This window comes from Bacillus cereus group sp. MG1, assembly GCF_040460035.1.
Classification (GTDB): Bacteria; Bacillota; Bacilli; order Bacillales; family Bacillaceae_G; genus Bacillus_A; species Bacillus_A cereus.
On sequence record NZ_JARVGY010000001.1, the window covers coordinates 4,482,057 to 4,499,140 of the forward strand.

The following is a 17,084-nucleotide window of genomic DNA, read 5'->3' on the forward strand; positions in this document are numbered from 1 at the left end:
ATAGAGGCCGGAGATATTTGAGAAAAGCCATAAATTTATTTAGGGATACAGGAGTGTATTCTAAATAATTTATGGCTTTTTTTATTGAATGAACCGTACAAAATAGGGAGTTACATGTGAAAAGGAGGGCTATAGAAATTAAATAGGATAATACTAGTTTTCTATATTAATAATATAGAAAACATTTGTAAGATTGGAATTTTAATATAGGTTTATAAAAATAATGAAAGTGTGTCTTCTATTTCGTGTAAATCTCATTAGCTTGTTGAAATTTGCAACGTAGGAAGGGTTTGAAGGATGAGAAAGATTATTAGCGTTTTAGTTATTTTCTTTATGACAGGAAGCATCTTTGCTGGGGGAGCTGTTCATGCGAAAGCAGAAGGAAAGCATGAATGGAATACGAATAAGTTTTTAAATATTGCACATCGCGGAGCAAGTGGACATGCACCTGAGCATACTTTTGCTTCTTATGATCTAGTGAAAAAAATGAAAGCGGATTATTTAGAGTTAGATATTCAATTAACAAAGGATAGCCAATTAATTGCAATGCATGATACAGCAGTTGATCGCACTACAAATGGAACAGGCGAAGTACGAGATAAAACGTTAAGCGAAATAAAGAGTTTAGATGCTGGATCATGGTTTAATAAAGCGTATCCAGAAAAGGCTAAGCAAGAGTATGTTGGGCAAAAGGTTCCAACTCTTGAAGAAATCTTCCAAAAGTATGGAAGAAGTATGAAGTATTATATTGAAACAAAATCACCAGATGTGTATCCAGGAATGGAAGAGAATTTGTTGGCGTTGTTACAAAAATATAATTTAGTAGGCCAAAACATGTCTTCTAGCCGTGTTATGATTCAATCATTTAGTAAAGATAGTTTGAAAAAGATTCATAGTATGAATGAAAATATTCCGTTAGTTCAATTGCTTTGGTATTATCCAAATGAAAACAATGAAATTGTTGAATGGTCTGGTATTACACATGAACCGAAAAGTGTAACAAATGATGATTTTCAAGAAATTAAAAAGTATGCAGCTGGTATTGGACCAAACTTACGTAATGATAACGGAGAACTAATTATTGATGAGTCATATATGAAAATGGCTAGGAAAAATGGACTGTTAATTCACCCTTATACAATTAATGAGAAACCCGATATGAGACTGTTAATCAAATGGGGTGCTACAGGAATGTTTACAAATTATCCGGATCGATTACATAGTGTATTAAAGGAAAAATAAGTGAAAAAGGGTATACCAGTGTTTAATCTGTACCCTTTGTAAAGGACATTTTGAAAAAAGTTAGGCAACATCAAGAAGATGGTTTCTGTATCCAACAGGAGTCATCTTTTTTAAATTCCATTGATATCTATAATGATTATAATACGTCATATATTTCTTAATCTCTTGTTTCAATTCATTAAAGGACACGCAAGGTTTTATATGAGCTTCATCTTTCAGATGACCAAAAAATGATTCTTGTGGGGCGTTATCCCAACAGTTTCCTCTTCTTGACATGGATTGTCCTAGGTTTAGCTTTTTAACTAGCTTTTGATAGGTAGGGCTTGTGTAGTGGGATCCTTGATCTGAATGAATATAAGCACCTTCAGTCAATCGAATCCGCGGATTCCTTTTTAGTTTATGGAGAGTTGTCGTTACGAGCTCTAATGTCATCTGTTCTGAAACATGGTAAGCTAAAATTTCATTAGTTGAGCCGTCTAAAATTGTAGATAAATAGGCCCTTTGATTCTTACCGTAAACTAAATAGGTGATATCTGTAAGAAGTGTTTTCCCTGGGGTATTTTGTTTAAATTCCCGATTTAATTGATTTGGTACTATTCGATGTTCTTTTGTAGCTTTAAGCATTCTTTTATAAGGATTCGCTTTGCGAACCGGACAGATAATCTCGTATTTCTTCATAATTCTACGGATACGCTTTAAATTGTAGACAACTTGAAACTGACCCGCCAATGTCATCTTTATCTGACGAGCCCCTTTGTTTCTATTTCTAAATCGAAGTGCTTTTAATATGGTTTCCTTCAAGATTTCATCTCGATCACTCTTTTGTTTCCGTTGTTCTTGAGATGAAACTGAAAAGTAATTATAGTATCCCGAACGGGATACACCAGCTACTTTACACAAATGACTGACCATATTCCTTAAGTTGTATTTCATGATGACAGAACGAATCAAGATGAATTTCTGACTAGGTGGTAGTGTTATTTCCTTCTCATCCTCCCTTCCATAAGTTTGATTTTTTTTAGCAATTCGTTTTCCGCCTTTAGTAAGTTTCGTTCGGCTTCTAAACGGGCATACTTTTCTTCTAACGTAAGCTCTCTCTCAAGAGTTCTTCCAGCGTTTTCGATACGTGTATCCCTTAAACCCAATACACCATTTTTTCTATAAGCAGCACGCCATCTACTTCCCGATGACATAACTCGTTTCATTCCAATCATATCTATATCAAAACCACATTCTTCAAAAATATTTCGAGGTAGCTTTCCTTTTTCATTTTCCTCAATAAAAATATGCTTAAATTCCTCTGTATAAGTGATACCTTTCTGACTTACAGATTTTACGTATAGGTTATTTGATAGAATTTGAATTTCTCTTTCTGTAAATAGTTTTTTTGTCATTTTCAACATTCTCCGATCCCAATTTTCCTTTTATTATACAAGAAATACCCTATAGAATAGACTTTTTTCAAGTGTCTATTCTATAGGGTACATTTTAGTTTTAGGTATACCCTTTTTAATTTAACTCCCCGATAAACGTAATCTCTTTTTCATAGCATTCATCTGCATCATAAATAATTTCTTGAAAGTGAAGCGTTTTGAAGGAATGACAAACTGAAATTTCCCATGTCTCCCAAAAATCAATTTCATTTGAAAGAAGAATCCATTTTTGAAATTCACTATCTCTATTAAAGAAATTATGAAAGTAGTCCTCATTTTTAAATATAATGATTTGCGAATCCCATAAATTATTTATAGAAATCAAAACAACAACTCGATATGTATGTGTATCCCTAGGTTTTATATTTATTAAATGATTTGCTTGATTTAATAAGGTTTGAATACATAATCGTTTTACTTTTCTAGGCGTTTTACAAGAATCGATAAAAGCTTGAGAAACTGGTAAAGGCATATTCCAGTATTCATCGTTATAGAAAGTAGAAGGGAACATTTTTGTATGTTCCTCAATTCGCTTTATCATAGTGTTTGTTTTTCGTTTCATACCACGTATTTTCTTTTCACGGATTGTGAGTCATCTCCATAAATTTTTGTAATGCAGCAGAGTGATATATATCTTTTCTAGTAATAAAAGTAGTAGGAACTTTTTGGAAGCTATTTGGTAAAGGATTGAATGATATGTCATGTTTATGACCATTTAAAATAGACTTCATCATAATTGCTATGCCCATACCTGATTTTACACATGCGAGTATCGCTTCAATTGTTCCAAACTCAAATACTCGCTTAGGTGAAATTCCTTCTTCTTGAAGCCAATCTTCTAATAAATTTCTATAATAGCACCCGTGACTAAATGCAAGTAAATTCATGTCTCCTATGTCTTTAAAGGAAGATAAAGGCTTTTTGCTAATGAGAACTAATTCTTCTTCACGAAATATATTTGTATGAAGTTCGGCATGCTGAGTAGAGCCAGCTATAAACGCTCCGTCCAGTTTTCGTTCTAGTACAAGCCTAATTAATTGTTCCGTCGTATTTGATTCTAAAATTAATTCGACTTTTGGGTATTTCTCATAATAGGCCATTAATATAGATGGAAGTCTTACAGCGGTTGTAGATTCTGTACATCCAATTTTTAAAGTGCCTCTTGGTTCGATCCCATTACTTTGAACTGCTTTAACAGATTGATCCATTAAGTGGATAATTTGTTTGGCGTATGTTAATAAAATCTCACCGTTGGAAGTTAAAGTTACACCTTTTCCGTTTCGATAAAATAAAGGCACACCTAATTCGTTTTCTAGTTGTTTCATACGCATTGTTACGCCAGACTGTACATAGTTTAAATTTTTAGCTGCATGAGATATGTTTTTTTCTTTCGCAACTTCGTAAAATACAGTTAAATCTTTTATATCCAAGTATCATCCCTCCAGAAAAGGCATCATTTTTTTTGATGGATTACATGATAAATCTTTATTTTATATGATATCAGAACTTTCATACAATGGAAGGGGATGGAGGGATTATTGTGTTAATGGAAGAAAGGGTGAATAGTACTTATAAGTGGGTTATGTTAATTTTTGCGACGGTTGCTCAAACAACAGCGACACTTATAACGTATGGTGTTGGAGCGTTTGCTTTATTTTGGAAAGAAGAATATGCACTTACGAATACGGAGATTGGATTGTTAGTAAGTGTTGTAAATATAGGACCGCTATTTTGTATGCTTTTTGTCGGGCGGCTACTTGATCAATACAATGAAAAGTTGTTAATTTCGATAAGTTCATTTTTACTAGGAAGTTCGTTTTTACTGACTAATATGGTCAATGGATTTAATGGGTTACTCTTTGTACTTTTATTAGTAGGAACGTTTTATAGTGTTTCGCAGCCAGGAGGAAGTAAGGTGATAATGAAGTGGTTCTCAAAAGAAAATCGCGGGTTAGCGATGGGGATTAGACAAGCCGGTATACCGATTGGTGGTACATTAGCGGGAGTATTGATCCCGTTTCTTACAATAAAATATAATATGGCCTATGCGGTAAATAGCATTGCATGTATTTGTATAATTGGAGGGTTTTTATTTTTTATATTTTATAAGGAACCATATATTCAAGAGAAAGTTAAACAAGAACGTAGTAAACTTTCTTTTTGGATGCAGTTAAAAGAAGTGATGTGTAAAAAAGAATTGTATGCAATTTATATAACTGGCATTTGTATGATTTCATTGCAAATGGTGTTAGTTGCACACTTTATAAAATTTTTAGTATTGGAACAATCAATCACGCCAATTTTAGCTGGAAAAGTATTTTCCGTTATGTTCTTTTCTGGAATGGTTGGTAGGGTTATATTAGCAGCTACTAGTGATTTGTTTTATAAGGGAAATCGGCGTACCCTCTTATTTATAACTGTTTGTATTTCTATTTTCTTCATTCTAATATTAGTAATGAGCATACATACAATAACGAATGTATTGTATGGTGTAAGTGCATTGTTAGGGTTCTTTTCAATTGGATGGTTTAGTCTTTTTATAACTGAAGTTGCGGAATCAGCAAGTGAAGAATCGGTAGGGATGACAGTGAGTTTTGCACTTACATTAAATCAAATTGCCATTATTGCTGCGCCTGCTTTATTTGGTTATATTGTAGATAAGAAGGGATATACGTATGCGTGGTTATGTATAGTTGTATTACTAACTATTTCAGCGGTTAGCTTATATAGGAAGTATAGAAAATGAAGGAATGTTAGCAATGTAAATTTTTTATGAAGAAAGTCTAAAGAAATGTTGAATGAGCGACATTTCTTTTTTTATTTGTTGTATAATCAAAATGTAAATGAGATTCGTTTTCAATTTCGTTCATTACCTCTTTTGAAATTACCTGTAATTTTAGCCATAATTAGCTGTTTTTCTTTATCGTTATTTGCATGATTTATTTTATTTAAAAATTTTTCAGCATCATTTCCTTTTAATGCCATAATCTGTTTTCCGTAATATTCAATTAATAACATGTTATTTTTTGTTATCCGATAATGAAACATCTTATCATCTAAACGATTGCGTTTATCGGTGTTTTTCATATACATCTCCATTCTTTTTAGTATGTAACAAATGTTACAAAAGAATTTGAAATTATATTGTAATGCATCCGATTGTATGTTGGAAATTTTGCAAGAAAGAAATACAATAGAGAGTAGTCAAAATTGAAAGTGAGAAAAAGGAATCTAGTTTTAACAGAGTGAATATTAAATAATATTATAATATACTTGATAATTAAAAGATATAAAATAGAATGGATGTACGTTAAGTGAAACTAGATAAAAGAGGGCTCCTAGTATGTTAAAGAAATGGTTAATCATTTTCTTTATTTTTGCTGTTTTTTGTGGAAGTGTTGTTACACTAATACATGCAAATAAAGGAAAAAAATATGATGCAAAGGCATTTTCTAATGTAAATAGTAAGCAAAAAGATGTTAAGCAGGAAATTGATGCGAATGAGAAAAAGCGTTATGAAATTGCAGCTGGAAAACTAGATCAGTACTTAAAAGATAAAGGATTTAATGGGAGTGTTCTTGTAGCAAGTAAAGGTCATGTCATTTTACGAAAAGGCTACGGTTATGCGAATGTGAAAGATCAAGTACTAACAACGCCAAGAACGAAATATCGCATTGGCTCTATTACGAAAACAGTTGTTGCAATATCTATTATGCAACTAAAAGAAAAAGGGAAGTTGAACATTGAAGACAATGTAAATAAATATATCCCATCGTTTCCAGCAGATAAAAACATTACGTTACGAAACTTGTTAACACATACGTCTGGATTACCAGAACAGGGACAAGGTAGTGTTGACGCAGCATCACGGTTAAAATTAGTAACGTGGATTGGGGCACAAACGTTACAATTTCCAGCAGGGACAGGATGGAAATATACAGATTATAATTATATGGTGCTTGCATATATTGTAGAAAAAATATCAAATAAACCACTTGCTGAATATGTGAAAGAAAATATTTTGAATCCTGTTGAAATGCATGAATCTGGAATGGGCGCAACACTCCCAGAAGATATTTTCTTAGCAGAAGGGTATACGAAAAAAGATAATAAGTTAATAGCCACACCTCGCTTAAAAATGAACTGGCTGTATGGTTGTGGTGAAATGTATACGACTGTTGAAGATATGAAAAAGTTAGATGAAGCTATTATGGATGGTAAACTACTTTCTAAACAAAGTGTATCAGATATGTTTTCTGCATCACCTGCAAGAAAATATGGATTTAGTTTCTATATTTACCCAGATTATTATCATAACCACGGTGTATTAGCTGGCTGGAACACTTTTAATAATTTTAACTGGGATAAACGAACGTTTGTCATATTATTTTCTAACGTCCAAAATGGTATGAATGATGCATTTAATCAAGAATTTAGGAAAATGGCGAATGATTTAATAGAAGGAAAATAATTATAAAAAATCGGTATTGATATGGAATTATCAATACCGATTTTTTTATTTTGTAAAGTTTTACTTACTGAATAAAGTGAAACTTTAATCAGTGGAGAGGCTTTGTTCATCCACCACTGAGTAGAAGCCCTCATCAATCGGGCTTTTACGGGCAACAGGGCCCCACTTAAATTATTTGCTTCCGCTGAATTTTGAGGTGGGGGTCTTACTGCCCATAAATAGCGGGATAAATAGGTAAGAAAGGCGATTGGCATTTGAATAAATCTAAATAGGTAGTTAAATGTTAAGTAATGCAAAGAACAATTGGTAATTTTTACATTGATAAAAAAGCTTGAGCTTCACACTATGTGAAGCTTTACATTATTGGAGACAAGAACAGGAGGTTGAAAAAATGAAAAAAGCAATAAAGTTTTGTTTAATAGCTACATTATCTACAACGATTATTAGTGGATGCTCTTTTGAGGGGAACAATGAAAATGTTAAAGGGAAAGAAGGGAAAAAAGTAGAGGTACAGAAAAATGCTGGGAAATATACGATGCCAGATGAAAAAGATAAACATGAAGGTACATGGCTGCAATGGCCACATGAATACACATATGGTGAAGAGTATAAGAAGGAAGTTGAACCTATTTGGGTTAAGATGGCAAGTGCTTTAACTGAGGGTGAGAAAGTCCACATTGTTGCATATGACCAGGAAGAAAAAGAAAGAATCAATAACCTTTTAACAGATGAAGGGTTAAATATGGAGAAGATTGATTTCTTTATCGCGCCTACTGATGATGTATGGGCAAGGGACAGTGGACCAATTTTTATTTATGACAGCAATAAAAATCTCAAAATATTAGATCCAGCATTTAATGGTTGGGGGAAGAAAACACCGTATAAAAATGATGCTCAAATACGTAAAAATGTTAGTAAACAATCAGGAATTGAAAGAGTTGATTGGGGAAAATTTGTCCTTGAAGGCGGCGCAATTGAATTAGACAGCAATGGGACTGCTTTATTAACTCGAAGTGCGGTGACGAATAAAAATAGAAATCCTGATTTATCAGAAAAGGAAATTGAAAAATATATAAGTGACCTTGGGGTATCAAACTTTATTTGGTTAGACGGAGTACCTAATTTAGATATTACGGACTTTCATATTGATGGATTTGCTAAATTCCATAATAAATCTACCATTGTAACGATGAAAGAAGATGACCTAGCCGAATGGGGTTTATCTAATAAAGATATGGATACATTGTTAGATGCAAAAAATGCTTCAGGACAGAAATATAAGTATGAATACTTGCCGCTTAGTAAAGAAAAGGTTGCTTTAGAAAATGGAAAAACTCTCGATTATAAAGGGTCATATATCAATTATTATATCGGAAATACAGTTGTATTAGTGCCTAATTATAATGATCCGAATGATAAAATCGCAAACGATACGATTCAGAAGTTATACCCAGGTCATAAAGTAGTCGGTATTGATGTGAGAGAGTTGTATAAAAACGGCGGTATGATTCATTGTGTGACACAACAACAACCCATTGCATTGAAGTAATTGATTGTAATTTCGTTGTTCTGCTATATAGACAAAATAGGTGGAATCTTATTACCTATTTTGTCGTTCCTTATTATTTATAATGATAAAATTTTAATGTAATGATAAATAAATTATAGTGTATATTCGCTTTTCGTTTTATATGGTAAAGGAGAAAAATGTTTGTGTTAAAGAATTTTAAAATAGTTTTTTCGTATTTCCCTATCGTTTTACAGTACATTTTAAATGTAGCTTTAATTTGCTTAGGGGTTGTTCTAAGTGTGTTTCTTATGAAAGAAGTCATTCAGTTTATACAAGAACTGAAATTGGATGGTAATGAATCGAGTTATCATTTAATCATTTATTGTTGTTTTAAAATATGGTATTTAAAAAACTTGTCAAGAGTCAATTTAAGGCTTAACGTCAGCCTTATATTTTTTATATAAATATATAATATTTCTCCATGCTATAATCCATTCATAAAATGTACATGTTGCATGAGTTATAACGACAAAAGACATAAAATTAGGAATAGTTGACTTTGTAAAATCAGTTATGTAACTACTATTAAAAAGCGAGGTAAATAATATGGAACAAAAACATAATGGCATTATTTTTACTGCAATAACAGACGAATCAAATGAATATTATCAACCATTTTATGAAGACTTGATTTACTTTAATGAATGTTTAAATGAAAAGAAATCAATTGCGGATCAACTTATATCTTTATCTGTTGAAGAACAAGACTTTCATACGAGCTGTTTTGAGTATGATGATATTTGGCTAAGAGATGTTGCACCGGTTGTCACAAATCATCTAGTTAAATTTAAATATCGACCAAATTATTTGCCAAATGATCAAGGGCGATATTTAGATCAACAATTTAATAAATGGTTGAAAAAGAATGACTTTGAATATGTAAAATCCCCATTAATATTAGATGGTGGTAATCTTATTTGGAATAAAAAAGATACTGTAATATTAACAGAACGCATATTTGATGATAACGATGATTGGACAGAAGAGGAAATTATTGAGCAGTTAGAATGGGATTTAGATGTGAGCCGAGTTATTATTATTCCTGCTGAGGAAGGGGATGTACTAGCACACGCAGACGGAATGGTTAAATTTATTGATGAACATACAATGTTTATTAGTGATTTTTTAGGGGATCATGAATTTAGATATAGTGTTCAAGAGATTATTAAAGAACAAATGCCAAAAGCTGAATTTATAGTTGTTCCTTCATCATATACAGAGAAAGGACAATATGATCAAGAGATAGCATCGGCAAAAGGGTTGTATATAAATATGTTAGAATCATGTGATGCTCTTTATGTTCCTAAGTTTGGACTAGCTAAAGATGAGGAAGTTTTACGATATATTCAACAGTATACGGAGAAACAAGTTATTCAAATTCATGTAGGAGAAATATCAACAATGGGAGGCGCGATGAATTGTTTAACGTGGTATTGTCCAAGTCATTTGTTACCTTCGAAAATGAGAAGATTGAAAAATCAGAATGAAAATTTTTCAATGAAGAAGATTTTTGATTGGTTTTAATAAATAAGTAATGAAAAGAAAATATATTCAAGGAGTATTGATATGTATACCATCGCTGAGTTTTCTCGGATTTGTAAAATGAGTACGCGGATGTTAAGACATTATGACAAAGAGGAGATATTAAAACCGGCATATGTGAATCCGGTTAATGGGTATAGGTATTATGAACAAGAGCAGCTGGAAGTAGCATTGAAAATAAAAAAGCTAAGGGAGTATAAATTTCCTCTTCCAAAAATTAAAATTGTTTTGCAGTCATCGGATCAAGATTCGTTTGTTCAACATATACAATCACAAATTATCGAGTTGTCTCAGGAAGTGAAGCAAAATTTACAGGTTATTTCAGAAATGAATGAAATGGTAATGGTGAATAGTAGTCTAAATATTGCACGCCATAGAAGTTACGATATATTAATGGGAATGAGTAACGAAGTAACGTTAATTACTCAAAGAGTAAAAATAGATATAGATGATATGGATGATTATTTTTATGACTTATATGAAGAGGTACAAAAAAATAACTTTCAAATAGTCGGTTCTCCATCTGCAGTCTTTTATGATGAAGAATATATTCCGAGTAACAGTGATATTGAGTTAAGAATTCCGGTTATGCAGGGGAATGATGATGACGTAGCGCAAGAGTATGAAATGAAACAACTAAGTCCACATCATATCGTTACTACTATGCATTATGGAAGTTACGACTATATAGGTTACGCTTATATAGCGTTAGAAGAATGGATTGAAAGAAATGGGTATGTGATAATTAATTCGCCATATGAGGTTTATATAAAGGGACCTGAATGTGATTGTTTAGCAGAAGAGTATGTGACACAAATTTGTTTTTTAGTTATGAAAATAGAATGAGAATAAGGATTGATATTAACATTATGTCAATCCTTATTCTATGTATGAAAGCAATTTATCATAATAAAAAGGAGAAATAAAGAATCACCTTATAAAGTTGCTACAAGTAAATGAAGATATTCCTGTTGACCTTAACACGATGTCAAAGTATAGACTGTACGTACATTCATATAAGGGGTGAACACGTATGAGAAATATAGAAAATAGTTTGTTTTATATGCCTGCGGAATGGGAGAAACATGAAGGTACATGGCTCCAATGGCCACATGATAAAGCACATAGAGGTGAAGGTTACAGAGCTAAGTTAGATGATATTTGGATATCGATGGCAAAGGAGCTTCACTATGGAGAAAATGTCCATATTGTTGTATGTGATGAAGAAGAGAAAATACATGTCCAATCGAAGTTAATTGTAGCTAACGTGAATATGGATAAAATTGATTTCTTAATTCAAGAAACTGATGATATTTGGATACGAGATAACGGACCAATTTTTGTAACGGATAAGGAAGGGAATCGCTGCCTAACGCACTGGATATTTAATGGTTGGGGAAATAAATATCCGTACGAAAAAGACGCTAATATTCCGAATAAAATAAGTGAAATGTATCGTATTCCAAAAGTTGAATCTAGTGTCTGTCTAGAGGGTGGGGGAATTGAGATAAACGGAAACGGGACCTTAATGGCGGCGAAAACGTCTATTATAAATGAAAATAGAAATCCCACACTAAGTCAGAAAGAAATTGAAATGGAGTTAACGAAATATTTAGGAGTAACAAATTTTATATGGATAACTGGTATACGCGGAGAAGATAATTATGATGAAGATACGGATTATCATATTGATGGCGCGGCACGGTTTGTAAATGAAAATACGATACTGTATGAATATGATCCTTTCGATGAAGGAGAGCCATACCTTTTGGAGGCGTACGAAAAGCATTATCAAGAATTGCGGCAAGCGAAAAATATAGATGGAAAGCCATTTCAGCTCATTCCAGTACCAGTAACAAGAAAAGTGGTAAAAGAAGCAGATTGTAAAGGATCGTACTTAAATTTTTACATTGGTAATGAAGTTGTATTGGTACCTATATACGGTGATGAACATGATAAATTAGGGCTTCAAATCATTGAAGGTCAATTTCCAGGGAGAAGAATTGTCGGTATATATGTTAACGAATTGTATGCATACGGTGGTATGATTCATTGTGTGACGCAGCAGCATATAGAATAGAGTAATTCAAATAAAAAGCATGCAGAGCATATACTCTGCATGCTTTTTATAATGTTGAAAACTCCTCAACAAGTTGAGTGAATTGTTTTAATGCACTTTCAATCGGTTCTGGCGTTGTTAAATCGACGCCAGCTTTTTTCAATAAGTTTAATGGGTAGTCTGAACTTCCGCCTTTAAGGAATTCAATATAATTTTTCTGAGCATCCGGATCACGGCTTAATAGTTTATCAGCGATTTGAATGGCAGATGCGAATCCAGTTGCATATTTGTATACGTAAAACGGGCGATAGAAATGAGGGATTCTAGCCCATCCGTATTTTACTTCTTCATCAAATACAAGTGAATCACCGTTATATTCTTTAAATAGCTTTTCATAAATTTCACTGAAGACTTGTGCATGTAATGGTTTACCTTGTTCAGCCATTTCATGTGTGATTTTTTCAAATTCTGCAAACATAATTTGTGTAAAGAAAGTACCTTTAAATTTCTCAATAAAATGGTTAACTAAATGGTTACGCACGTTCGTATCTTTTGCTTCTTTTAATAAATAGTGAATTAATAACACTTCATTTACTGTAGAAGCGACTTCTGCGACAAAGATAGAATAATGTGCAGAAATTCTTGGTTGGTATCCATGTGAATAGTGCGTATGCATACCGTGACCGCATTCATGAGTAAGAGTGAACAGGCTGTTTAAATCATCGTGATGATTTAAAAGAATGAAAGGATGAACGCCGTATACACCAAAGTTATAAGCACCAGAACGTTTCCCTGGTGTTTCTCTTACGTCTATATATCTTTTATCTTTAAAACTTTTTAATGTCTCAATATATTCTTCTCCTAAAGGAGCTAGTGATGCAATCATAATGTCAAATGCTTCACTATATGGGATGTCTTGTTTTGCACCTTCTACTAAATCGACGCCTAAGTCGTATTGTCTTAGTTCATCTACGTTTAATTTTTCTTTTCGAATTTCATTGTATGTATGTAATGTTTGAATGTTTTTTTTCGTTGTATCAATTAGGTTTTCATATACTTCTTTCGGAACCATATCGCCAAATAATGATTTCTCTAGCGCTGATGGATAGTTTCTTAATTTCGAAACAGTAACATTATTTTTAATAGCAGCGGATAAAGTAGATGCGATGGAATTCTTTAACTGAACATATGGTTTGTAATATGCTTTATAAGCTTCTTTACGCTTTTCACGATTCGTATCTTCTATTAACTTTGCATACATTCCGCGTGTTAAGTTCACTTTTTCTCCATCGTCAGTCGTCACTTCACCAAATAATATATCTGCATTATTTAACATACCAAATGTGTGCTGTGGAGAAGAAAGAGCTTCACCCATTTGTGATAAAATTTCTTCTTGGTCCTTATTTAATACGTGTTTTTTATAACGGTATAATTCAAATAAGTCTTCTTTATAATATTGTAAGCCTTCTGTTTCTTCTATGTAAGAATGTAATGTGTTTTCGTCTATGCTAAGTAAGAAGGGGGAAAAGAAAGATTTCGCTGCACTTACTTTCACGTGTAATTGTGATACTTTATCGACAAGAGATTGCGCGTCAGTATCGCGTGTATCAAGGTCAGATTGTAATCGTGCATAAGCGAACATTAAAGATATTATGCTAGAAACTTCTTCACTCTTCGTTAAATAAGCTAATAAACTATTGCCATCGTGAATATTTCCATTAAACTCGTGTAATTCCTTCGTTAATACTTCAATTTTATGAAAATCACTTTCCCAATCTTCAATTGTATGGTAAATGTCTGTTAAATCCCATTTTTCTATATCAGCTACTTGTAATCGATCTTTAAGTTCTGTCATAATCATTTCCTTTCTAAACATGTAGTTATATTTCTATATAACTATGAAATACAACAAATTGCAAAAAATCCCTGCTGAAAATTGAAAAGCCCTGCTGAAATAACAAGGCTTACTTACTTATAGTGTAATTTCGAATTTTGAATGTAAAAGGTTTGTATATTGCATGTCTGTAACGGTTTCTTTCGTTTTTTTACCATTTTTTGCTACTGTAAGGCTATCTTTCGTTAAAGAGGCATGCCCATCTTCAGTTAGTTTTACAATAAGAGGTACTTTATTAAAGGGTGATCCTTCATGTTCAACGATAATTTTTTGTGCTGTATTTGCTTTTTCTTCATCCACTTCTTCTATATAAAATGCATAGCCTAACGTCCAATCATCAGCAGAAGATTGATCCAAGAACTCATTGTTTTTCCGCATCTCTAAAATGTAGTTTCCCTTTTCGGTCATTTCTTTACGAATACGATAATCTCCTGTAATAGAGTGAATGACTTCACCTGAGAAAGGGACAGGGGCAAGAGGTAAGTATGATCCGAATCCTACTTCAATTAAATAAAGTTCATTATGATGTGTTAAAACGGTTGCGATATGGCCAGAATCAACAGCCCATATGGAGTTTGCAGCGTTATAAACTGTTCCTGAAACGAGATGAACATCGAATCCAGAATCTTTCAGGAAGTAATACATAGTAGGGTTGAGTTCATAACAAAGACCGCCACGGTTATTTACTAAAATTTTCTCTTTCAAATTTTCTTTTGATATTTCTTTAAAATTCTTTTCGAGAATATTTAAGTTTTCAAAAGGGACAGTTTGTGCCATTGCGTACATAATGTTAGATAAATCTTCAAATGAAACTGTGTCTTTTTCTTCTATATGTAATCGTGCGAAAAATTGTTTTTGAAAGTCTGTCATCGAAATCCCTCCGTTATGCTTTTATAGGTAAATTGTAAACAATCTTGAATAGGATGTGAAATTAAAACTACGTTGAATATTTGAAATTAGATTAAAAATAATATGAGAGAGTGAGAGATTGCTACTTTACTAACGGTGGGACGAATATTATAATAATTCTGATAAACTATGCAAACGCTTTCTTGGAAGGGGATGGTGTACAGATGTTTAAAAGAATAACAATAGTCGGATTGTCAGTTGTTATGTTTTTACCTAGTATATATGACGGGAGTAAAGCATATGCAGACACAGTTAACAATGGAACGTTAATGCAGTATTTTGAGTGGTATGCTCCGAATGATGGGAATCATTGGAATCGTTTGCGTACTGATGCTGAAAATTTAGCGAAAAAAGGAATTACATCTGTTTGGATACCACCTGCATATAAAGGAACTACGCAAAATGACGTAGGATATGGAGCATATGATTTATATGATCTGGGGGAATTCAATCAAAAGGGAACAGTGCGGACGAAGTATGGGACGAAAGCACAATTGAAATCTGCAATTGACGCTTTACATAAGAAAAACATCGATGTATACGGTGATGTAGTTATGAATCATAAAGGTGGGGCTGATTATACAGAAACTGTCACAGCAGTTGAGGTAGACCCGAGCAATCGGAATATTGAAGTATCAGGTGATTATGAAATTAGTGCGTGGACGGGATTTAACTTTCCAGGGCGTGGAGATTCTTATTCTAATTTCAAATGGAAATGGTATCATTTTGACGGAACGGATTGGGATGAAGGAAGGAAATTAAACCGAATTTATAAATTTAGGGGCATAGGTAAAGCATGGGACTGGGAAGTGTCTAGCGAGAATGGGAATTATGATTATTTGATGTATGCGGATCTTGATTTTGATCATCCAGATGTTGCGAATGAAATGAAAAAATGGGGAACGTGGTATGCGAATGAATTAAATTTAGATGGTTTTCGTTTAGATGCTGTTAAACATATTGATCATGAATATTTGCGCGATTGGGTAAATCACGTTAGACAGCAAACAGGGAAAGAAATGTTTACAGTAGCTGAATATTGGCAAAATGATATCCAGACTTTAAATAATTATTTAGCGAAGGTTAATTATAATCAATCTGTGTTCGATGCACCACTTCATTATAATTTTCATTATGCTTCAACAGGAAATGGAAATTATGATATGAGAAATATTTTAAAAGGAACGGTAGTTGCGAATCATCCTACACTTGCGGTTACTCTAGTTGAAAATCATGATTCACAGCCTGGTCAGTCATTGGAATCTGTAGTGAGCCCTTGGTTCAAGCCGCTGGCATATGCATTTATTTTAACGCGTGCAGAGGGGTATCCTTCTGTTTTCTATGGTGATTACTATGGTACAAAAGGAAATAGTAACTATGAAATTCCAGCGTTAAAGGACAAAATTGATCCGATTTTGACGGCACGAAAAAACTTTGCATATGGTACGCAGCGTGATTATTTTGATCATCCAGATGTGATTGGCTGGACAAGAGAAGGTGATAGTGTACATGCTAATTCTGGTTTAGCAACATTAATCTCTGATGGACCAGGAGGGGCAAAGTGGATGGATGTTGGAAAGAATAACGCAGGGGAAGTATGGTACGATATTACGGGTAATCAAACGAATACTGTAACAATTAATAAGGACGGATGGGGGCAGTTTCAAGTAAGTGGAGGATCAGTTTCCATATATGTTCAGCAGTAATTTGGTGATGAAAAAGAAGAGGTAGACTGAAATATAAGTTTTCCTATTCCTTTTTACATTCTGTATAGTTATAAAAGTATGACACCTTTACTTCTCACGTAACATATAGTATGATGATTTCAATAAATTAGATTTCAATGACTATAATATAAATTAATGAGAGGTGCTTTTTGTGAGTGCGGTAGGTATTAAATAGGAAAAATTTAATGAAATAAATCGGATAAGACCAGGGTATTTTTATGTACATCATACCCCTAA

General features: G+C 33.0%; 14 protein-coding genes. 8 read left to right on the forward strand and 6 right to left on the reverse strand.

The genetic code is table 11. The annotated features are described in order from the left end of the window. Positions 1–297: 297 nt before the first annotated feature. Entirely contained in the window at positions 298–1,242 is a 945-nt protein-coding gene (locus QCI79_RS23425) for a glycerophosphodiester phosphodiesterase (protein WP_021728794.1), read from the forward strand. Positions 1,243–1,302: 60 nt separating this feature from the next. Here QCI79_RS23425 and QCI79_RS23430 read toward each other — a convergent pair. From QCI79_RS23430 to QCI79_RS23440, 3 genes are all read right to left on the reverse strand, one after another. Further along, positions 1,303–2,645 (reverse strand): IS3 family transposase gene (locus QCI79_RS23430; protein ID WP_087942833.1). Its coding sequence is split into 2 segments (ribosomal slippage): positions 1,303–2,264 and positions 2,264–2,645, totalling 1,344 coding nucleotides; the frame shifts between segments, so codons are not numbered across the junction. Positions 2,646–2,751: 106 nt separating this feature from the next. Continuing rightward, entirely contained in the window at positions 2,752–3,261 is a 510-nt protein-coding gene (locus QCI79_RS23435; protein ID WP_016111438.1) for a DUF3916 domain-containing protein, read from the reverse strand. Continuing rightward, complete coding sequence (locus QCI79_RS23440) at positions 3,254–4,105, reverse strand: LysR family transcriptional regulator (protein WP_000351685.1); 852 nt, start codon at positions 4,103–4,105, stop codon at positions 3,254–3,256. Before QCI79_RS23440 ends, QCI79_RS23435 begins: the two co-directional genes overlap by 8 nt. Before the next feature lie 86 nt (positions 4,106–4,191). Between QCI79_RS23440 and QCI79_RS23445 the strand changes: the two genes are divergently transcribed. Continuing rightward, entirely contained in the window at positions 4,192–5,421 is a 1,230-nt protein-coding gene (locus QCI79_RS23445; protein ID WP_002000388.1) for an MFS transporter, read from the forward strand. 110 nt (positions 5,422–5,531) lie between these two features. Here the strand turns inward: QCI79_RS23445 and QCI79_RS23450 are convergent, their stop codons facing one another. After that, positions 5,532–5,762, reverse strand: coding sequence for a hypothetical protein (locus QCI79_RS23450; RefSeq protein WP_000798790.1), 231 nt, complete (start codon positions 5,760–5,762; stop codon positions 5,532–5,534). Between the two features lie 256 nt (positions 5,763–6,018). On the opposite strand from QCI79_RS23450, the gene QCI79_RS23455 reads away from it, so the two are divergent. From QCI79_RS23455 to QCI79_RS23475, 5 genes are all read left to right on the forward strand, one after another. Continuing rightward, positions 6,019–7,146 carry a serine hydrolase domain-containing protein gene (locus tag QCI79_RS23455; protein WP_000915165.1) on the forward strand — a complete coding sequence of 376 codons (1,128 nt, stop codon included), beginning with the start codon at positions 6,019–6,021 and terminating at the stop codon, positions 7,144–7,146. A gap of 391 nt (positions 7,147–7,537) precedes the next feature. Then, positions 7,538–8,695, forward strand: a complete 1,158-nt coding sequence (locus tag QCI79_RS23460) for an agmatine deiminase family protein (RefSeq protein ID WP_000709191.1) — start codon at positions 7,538–7,540, stop codon at positions 8,693–8,695. 567 nt (positions 8,696–9,262) lie between these two features. After that, positions 9,263–10,240 (forward strand): agmatine deiminase family protein, encoded by a 978-nt coding sequence (locus QCI79_RS23465; RefSeq protein WP_000435529.1) that lies wholly within the window; start codon positions 9,263–9,265, stop codon positions 10,238–10,240. A 42-nt stretch (positions 10,241–10,282) separates the two neighbouring features. Next, complete coding sequence (locus QCI79_RS23470) at positions 10,283–11,104, forward strand: MerR family transcriptional regulator (protein ID WP_000287985.1); 822 nt, start codon at positions 10,283–10,285, stop codon at positions 11,102–11,104. A gap of 187 nt (positions 11,105–11,291) precedes the next feature. Next, positions 11,292–12,338, forward strand: coding sequence for an agmatine deiminase family protein (locus tag QCI79_RS23475; RefSeq protein ID WP_001244184.1), 1,047 nt, complete (start codon positions 11,292–11,294; stop codon positions 12,336–12,338). 46 nt (positions 12,339–12,384) lie between these two features. On the opposite strand, the gene pepF is transcribed toward QCI79_RS23475, so the two are convergent. Together pepF and QCI79_RS23485 are read right to left on the reverse strand one after the other, a co-directional pair. Next, complete coding sequence (gene pepF / locus QCI79_RS23480) at positions 12,385–14,172, reverse strand: oligoendopeptidase F (protein WP_000137545.1); 1,788 nt, start codon at positions 14,170–14,172, stop codon at positions 12,385–12,387. A 117-nt stretch (positions 14,173–14,289) separates the two neighbouring features. Beyond that, positions 14,290–15,081: an arylamine N-acetyltransferase family protein gene (locus QCI79_RS23485; protein WP_000129194.1), complete on the reverse strand. Its 792-nt coding sequence runs from the start codon at positions 15,079–15,081 to the stop codon at positions 14,290–14,292. A 203-nt stretch (positions 15,082–15,284) separates the two neighbouring features. Between QCI79_RS23485 and amyS the strand changes: the two genes are divergently transcribed. Next, on the forward strand, positions 15,285–16,826 hold the full coding sequence (gene amyS, locus QCI79_RS23490; RefSeq protein ID WP_000476401.1) for an alpha-amylase: 1,542 nt from the start codon (positions 15,285–15,287) through the stop codon (positions 16,824–16,826). Positions 16,827–17,084: the final 258 nt, after the last annotated feature.

Excerpts from the sequence above, each read along its gene's own strand:
- QCI79_RS23425 (WP_021728794.1), top strand. The coding sequence starts at position 298 with ATGAGAAAGATTATTAGCGTTTTAGTTATTTTCTTTATGACAGGAAGC.
- QCI79_RS23445 (WP_002000388.1), top strand. The coding sequence starts at position 4,192 with ATGGAAGGGGATGGAGGGATTATTGTGTTAATGGAAGAAAGGGTGAAT.
- QCI79_RS23450 (WP_000798790.1), bottom strand. The coding sequence starts at position 5,762 with ATGAAAAACACCGATAAACGCAATCGTTTAGATGATAAGATGTTTCAT.
- QCI79_RS23455 (WP_000915165.1), top strand. The coding sequence starts at position 6,019 with ATGTTAAAGAAATGGTTAATCATTTTCTTTATTTTTGCTGTTTTTTGT.
- QCI79_RS23460 (WP_000709191.1), top strand. The coding sequence starts at position 7,538 with ATGAAAAAAGCAATAAAGTTTTGTTTAATAGCTACATTATCTACAACG.
- QCI79_RS23465 (WP_000435529.1), top strand. The coding sequence starts at position 9,263 with ATGGAACAAAAACATAATGGCATTATTTTTACTGCAATAACAGACGAA.
- QCI79_RS23470 (WP_000287985.1), top strand. The coding sequence starts at position 10,283 with ATGTATACCATCGCTGAGTTTTCTCGGATTTGTAAAATGAGTACGCGG.
- QCI79_RS23475 (WP_001244184.1), top strand. The coding sequence starts at position 11,292 with ATGAGAAATATAGAAAATAGTTTGTTTTATATGCCTGCGGAATGGGAG.
- pepF (WP_000137545.1), bottom strand. The coding sequence starts at position 14,172 with ATGACAGAACTTAAAGATCGATTACAAGTAGCTGATATAGAAAAATGG.
- QCI79_RS23485 (WP_000129194.1), bottom strand. The coding sequence starts at position 15,081 with ATGACAGACTTTCAAAAACAATTTTTCGCACGATTACATATAGAAGAA.
- amyS (WP_000476401.1), top strand. The coding sequence starts at position 15,285 with ATGTTTAAAAGAATAACAATAGTCGGATTGTCAGTTGTTATGTTTTTA.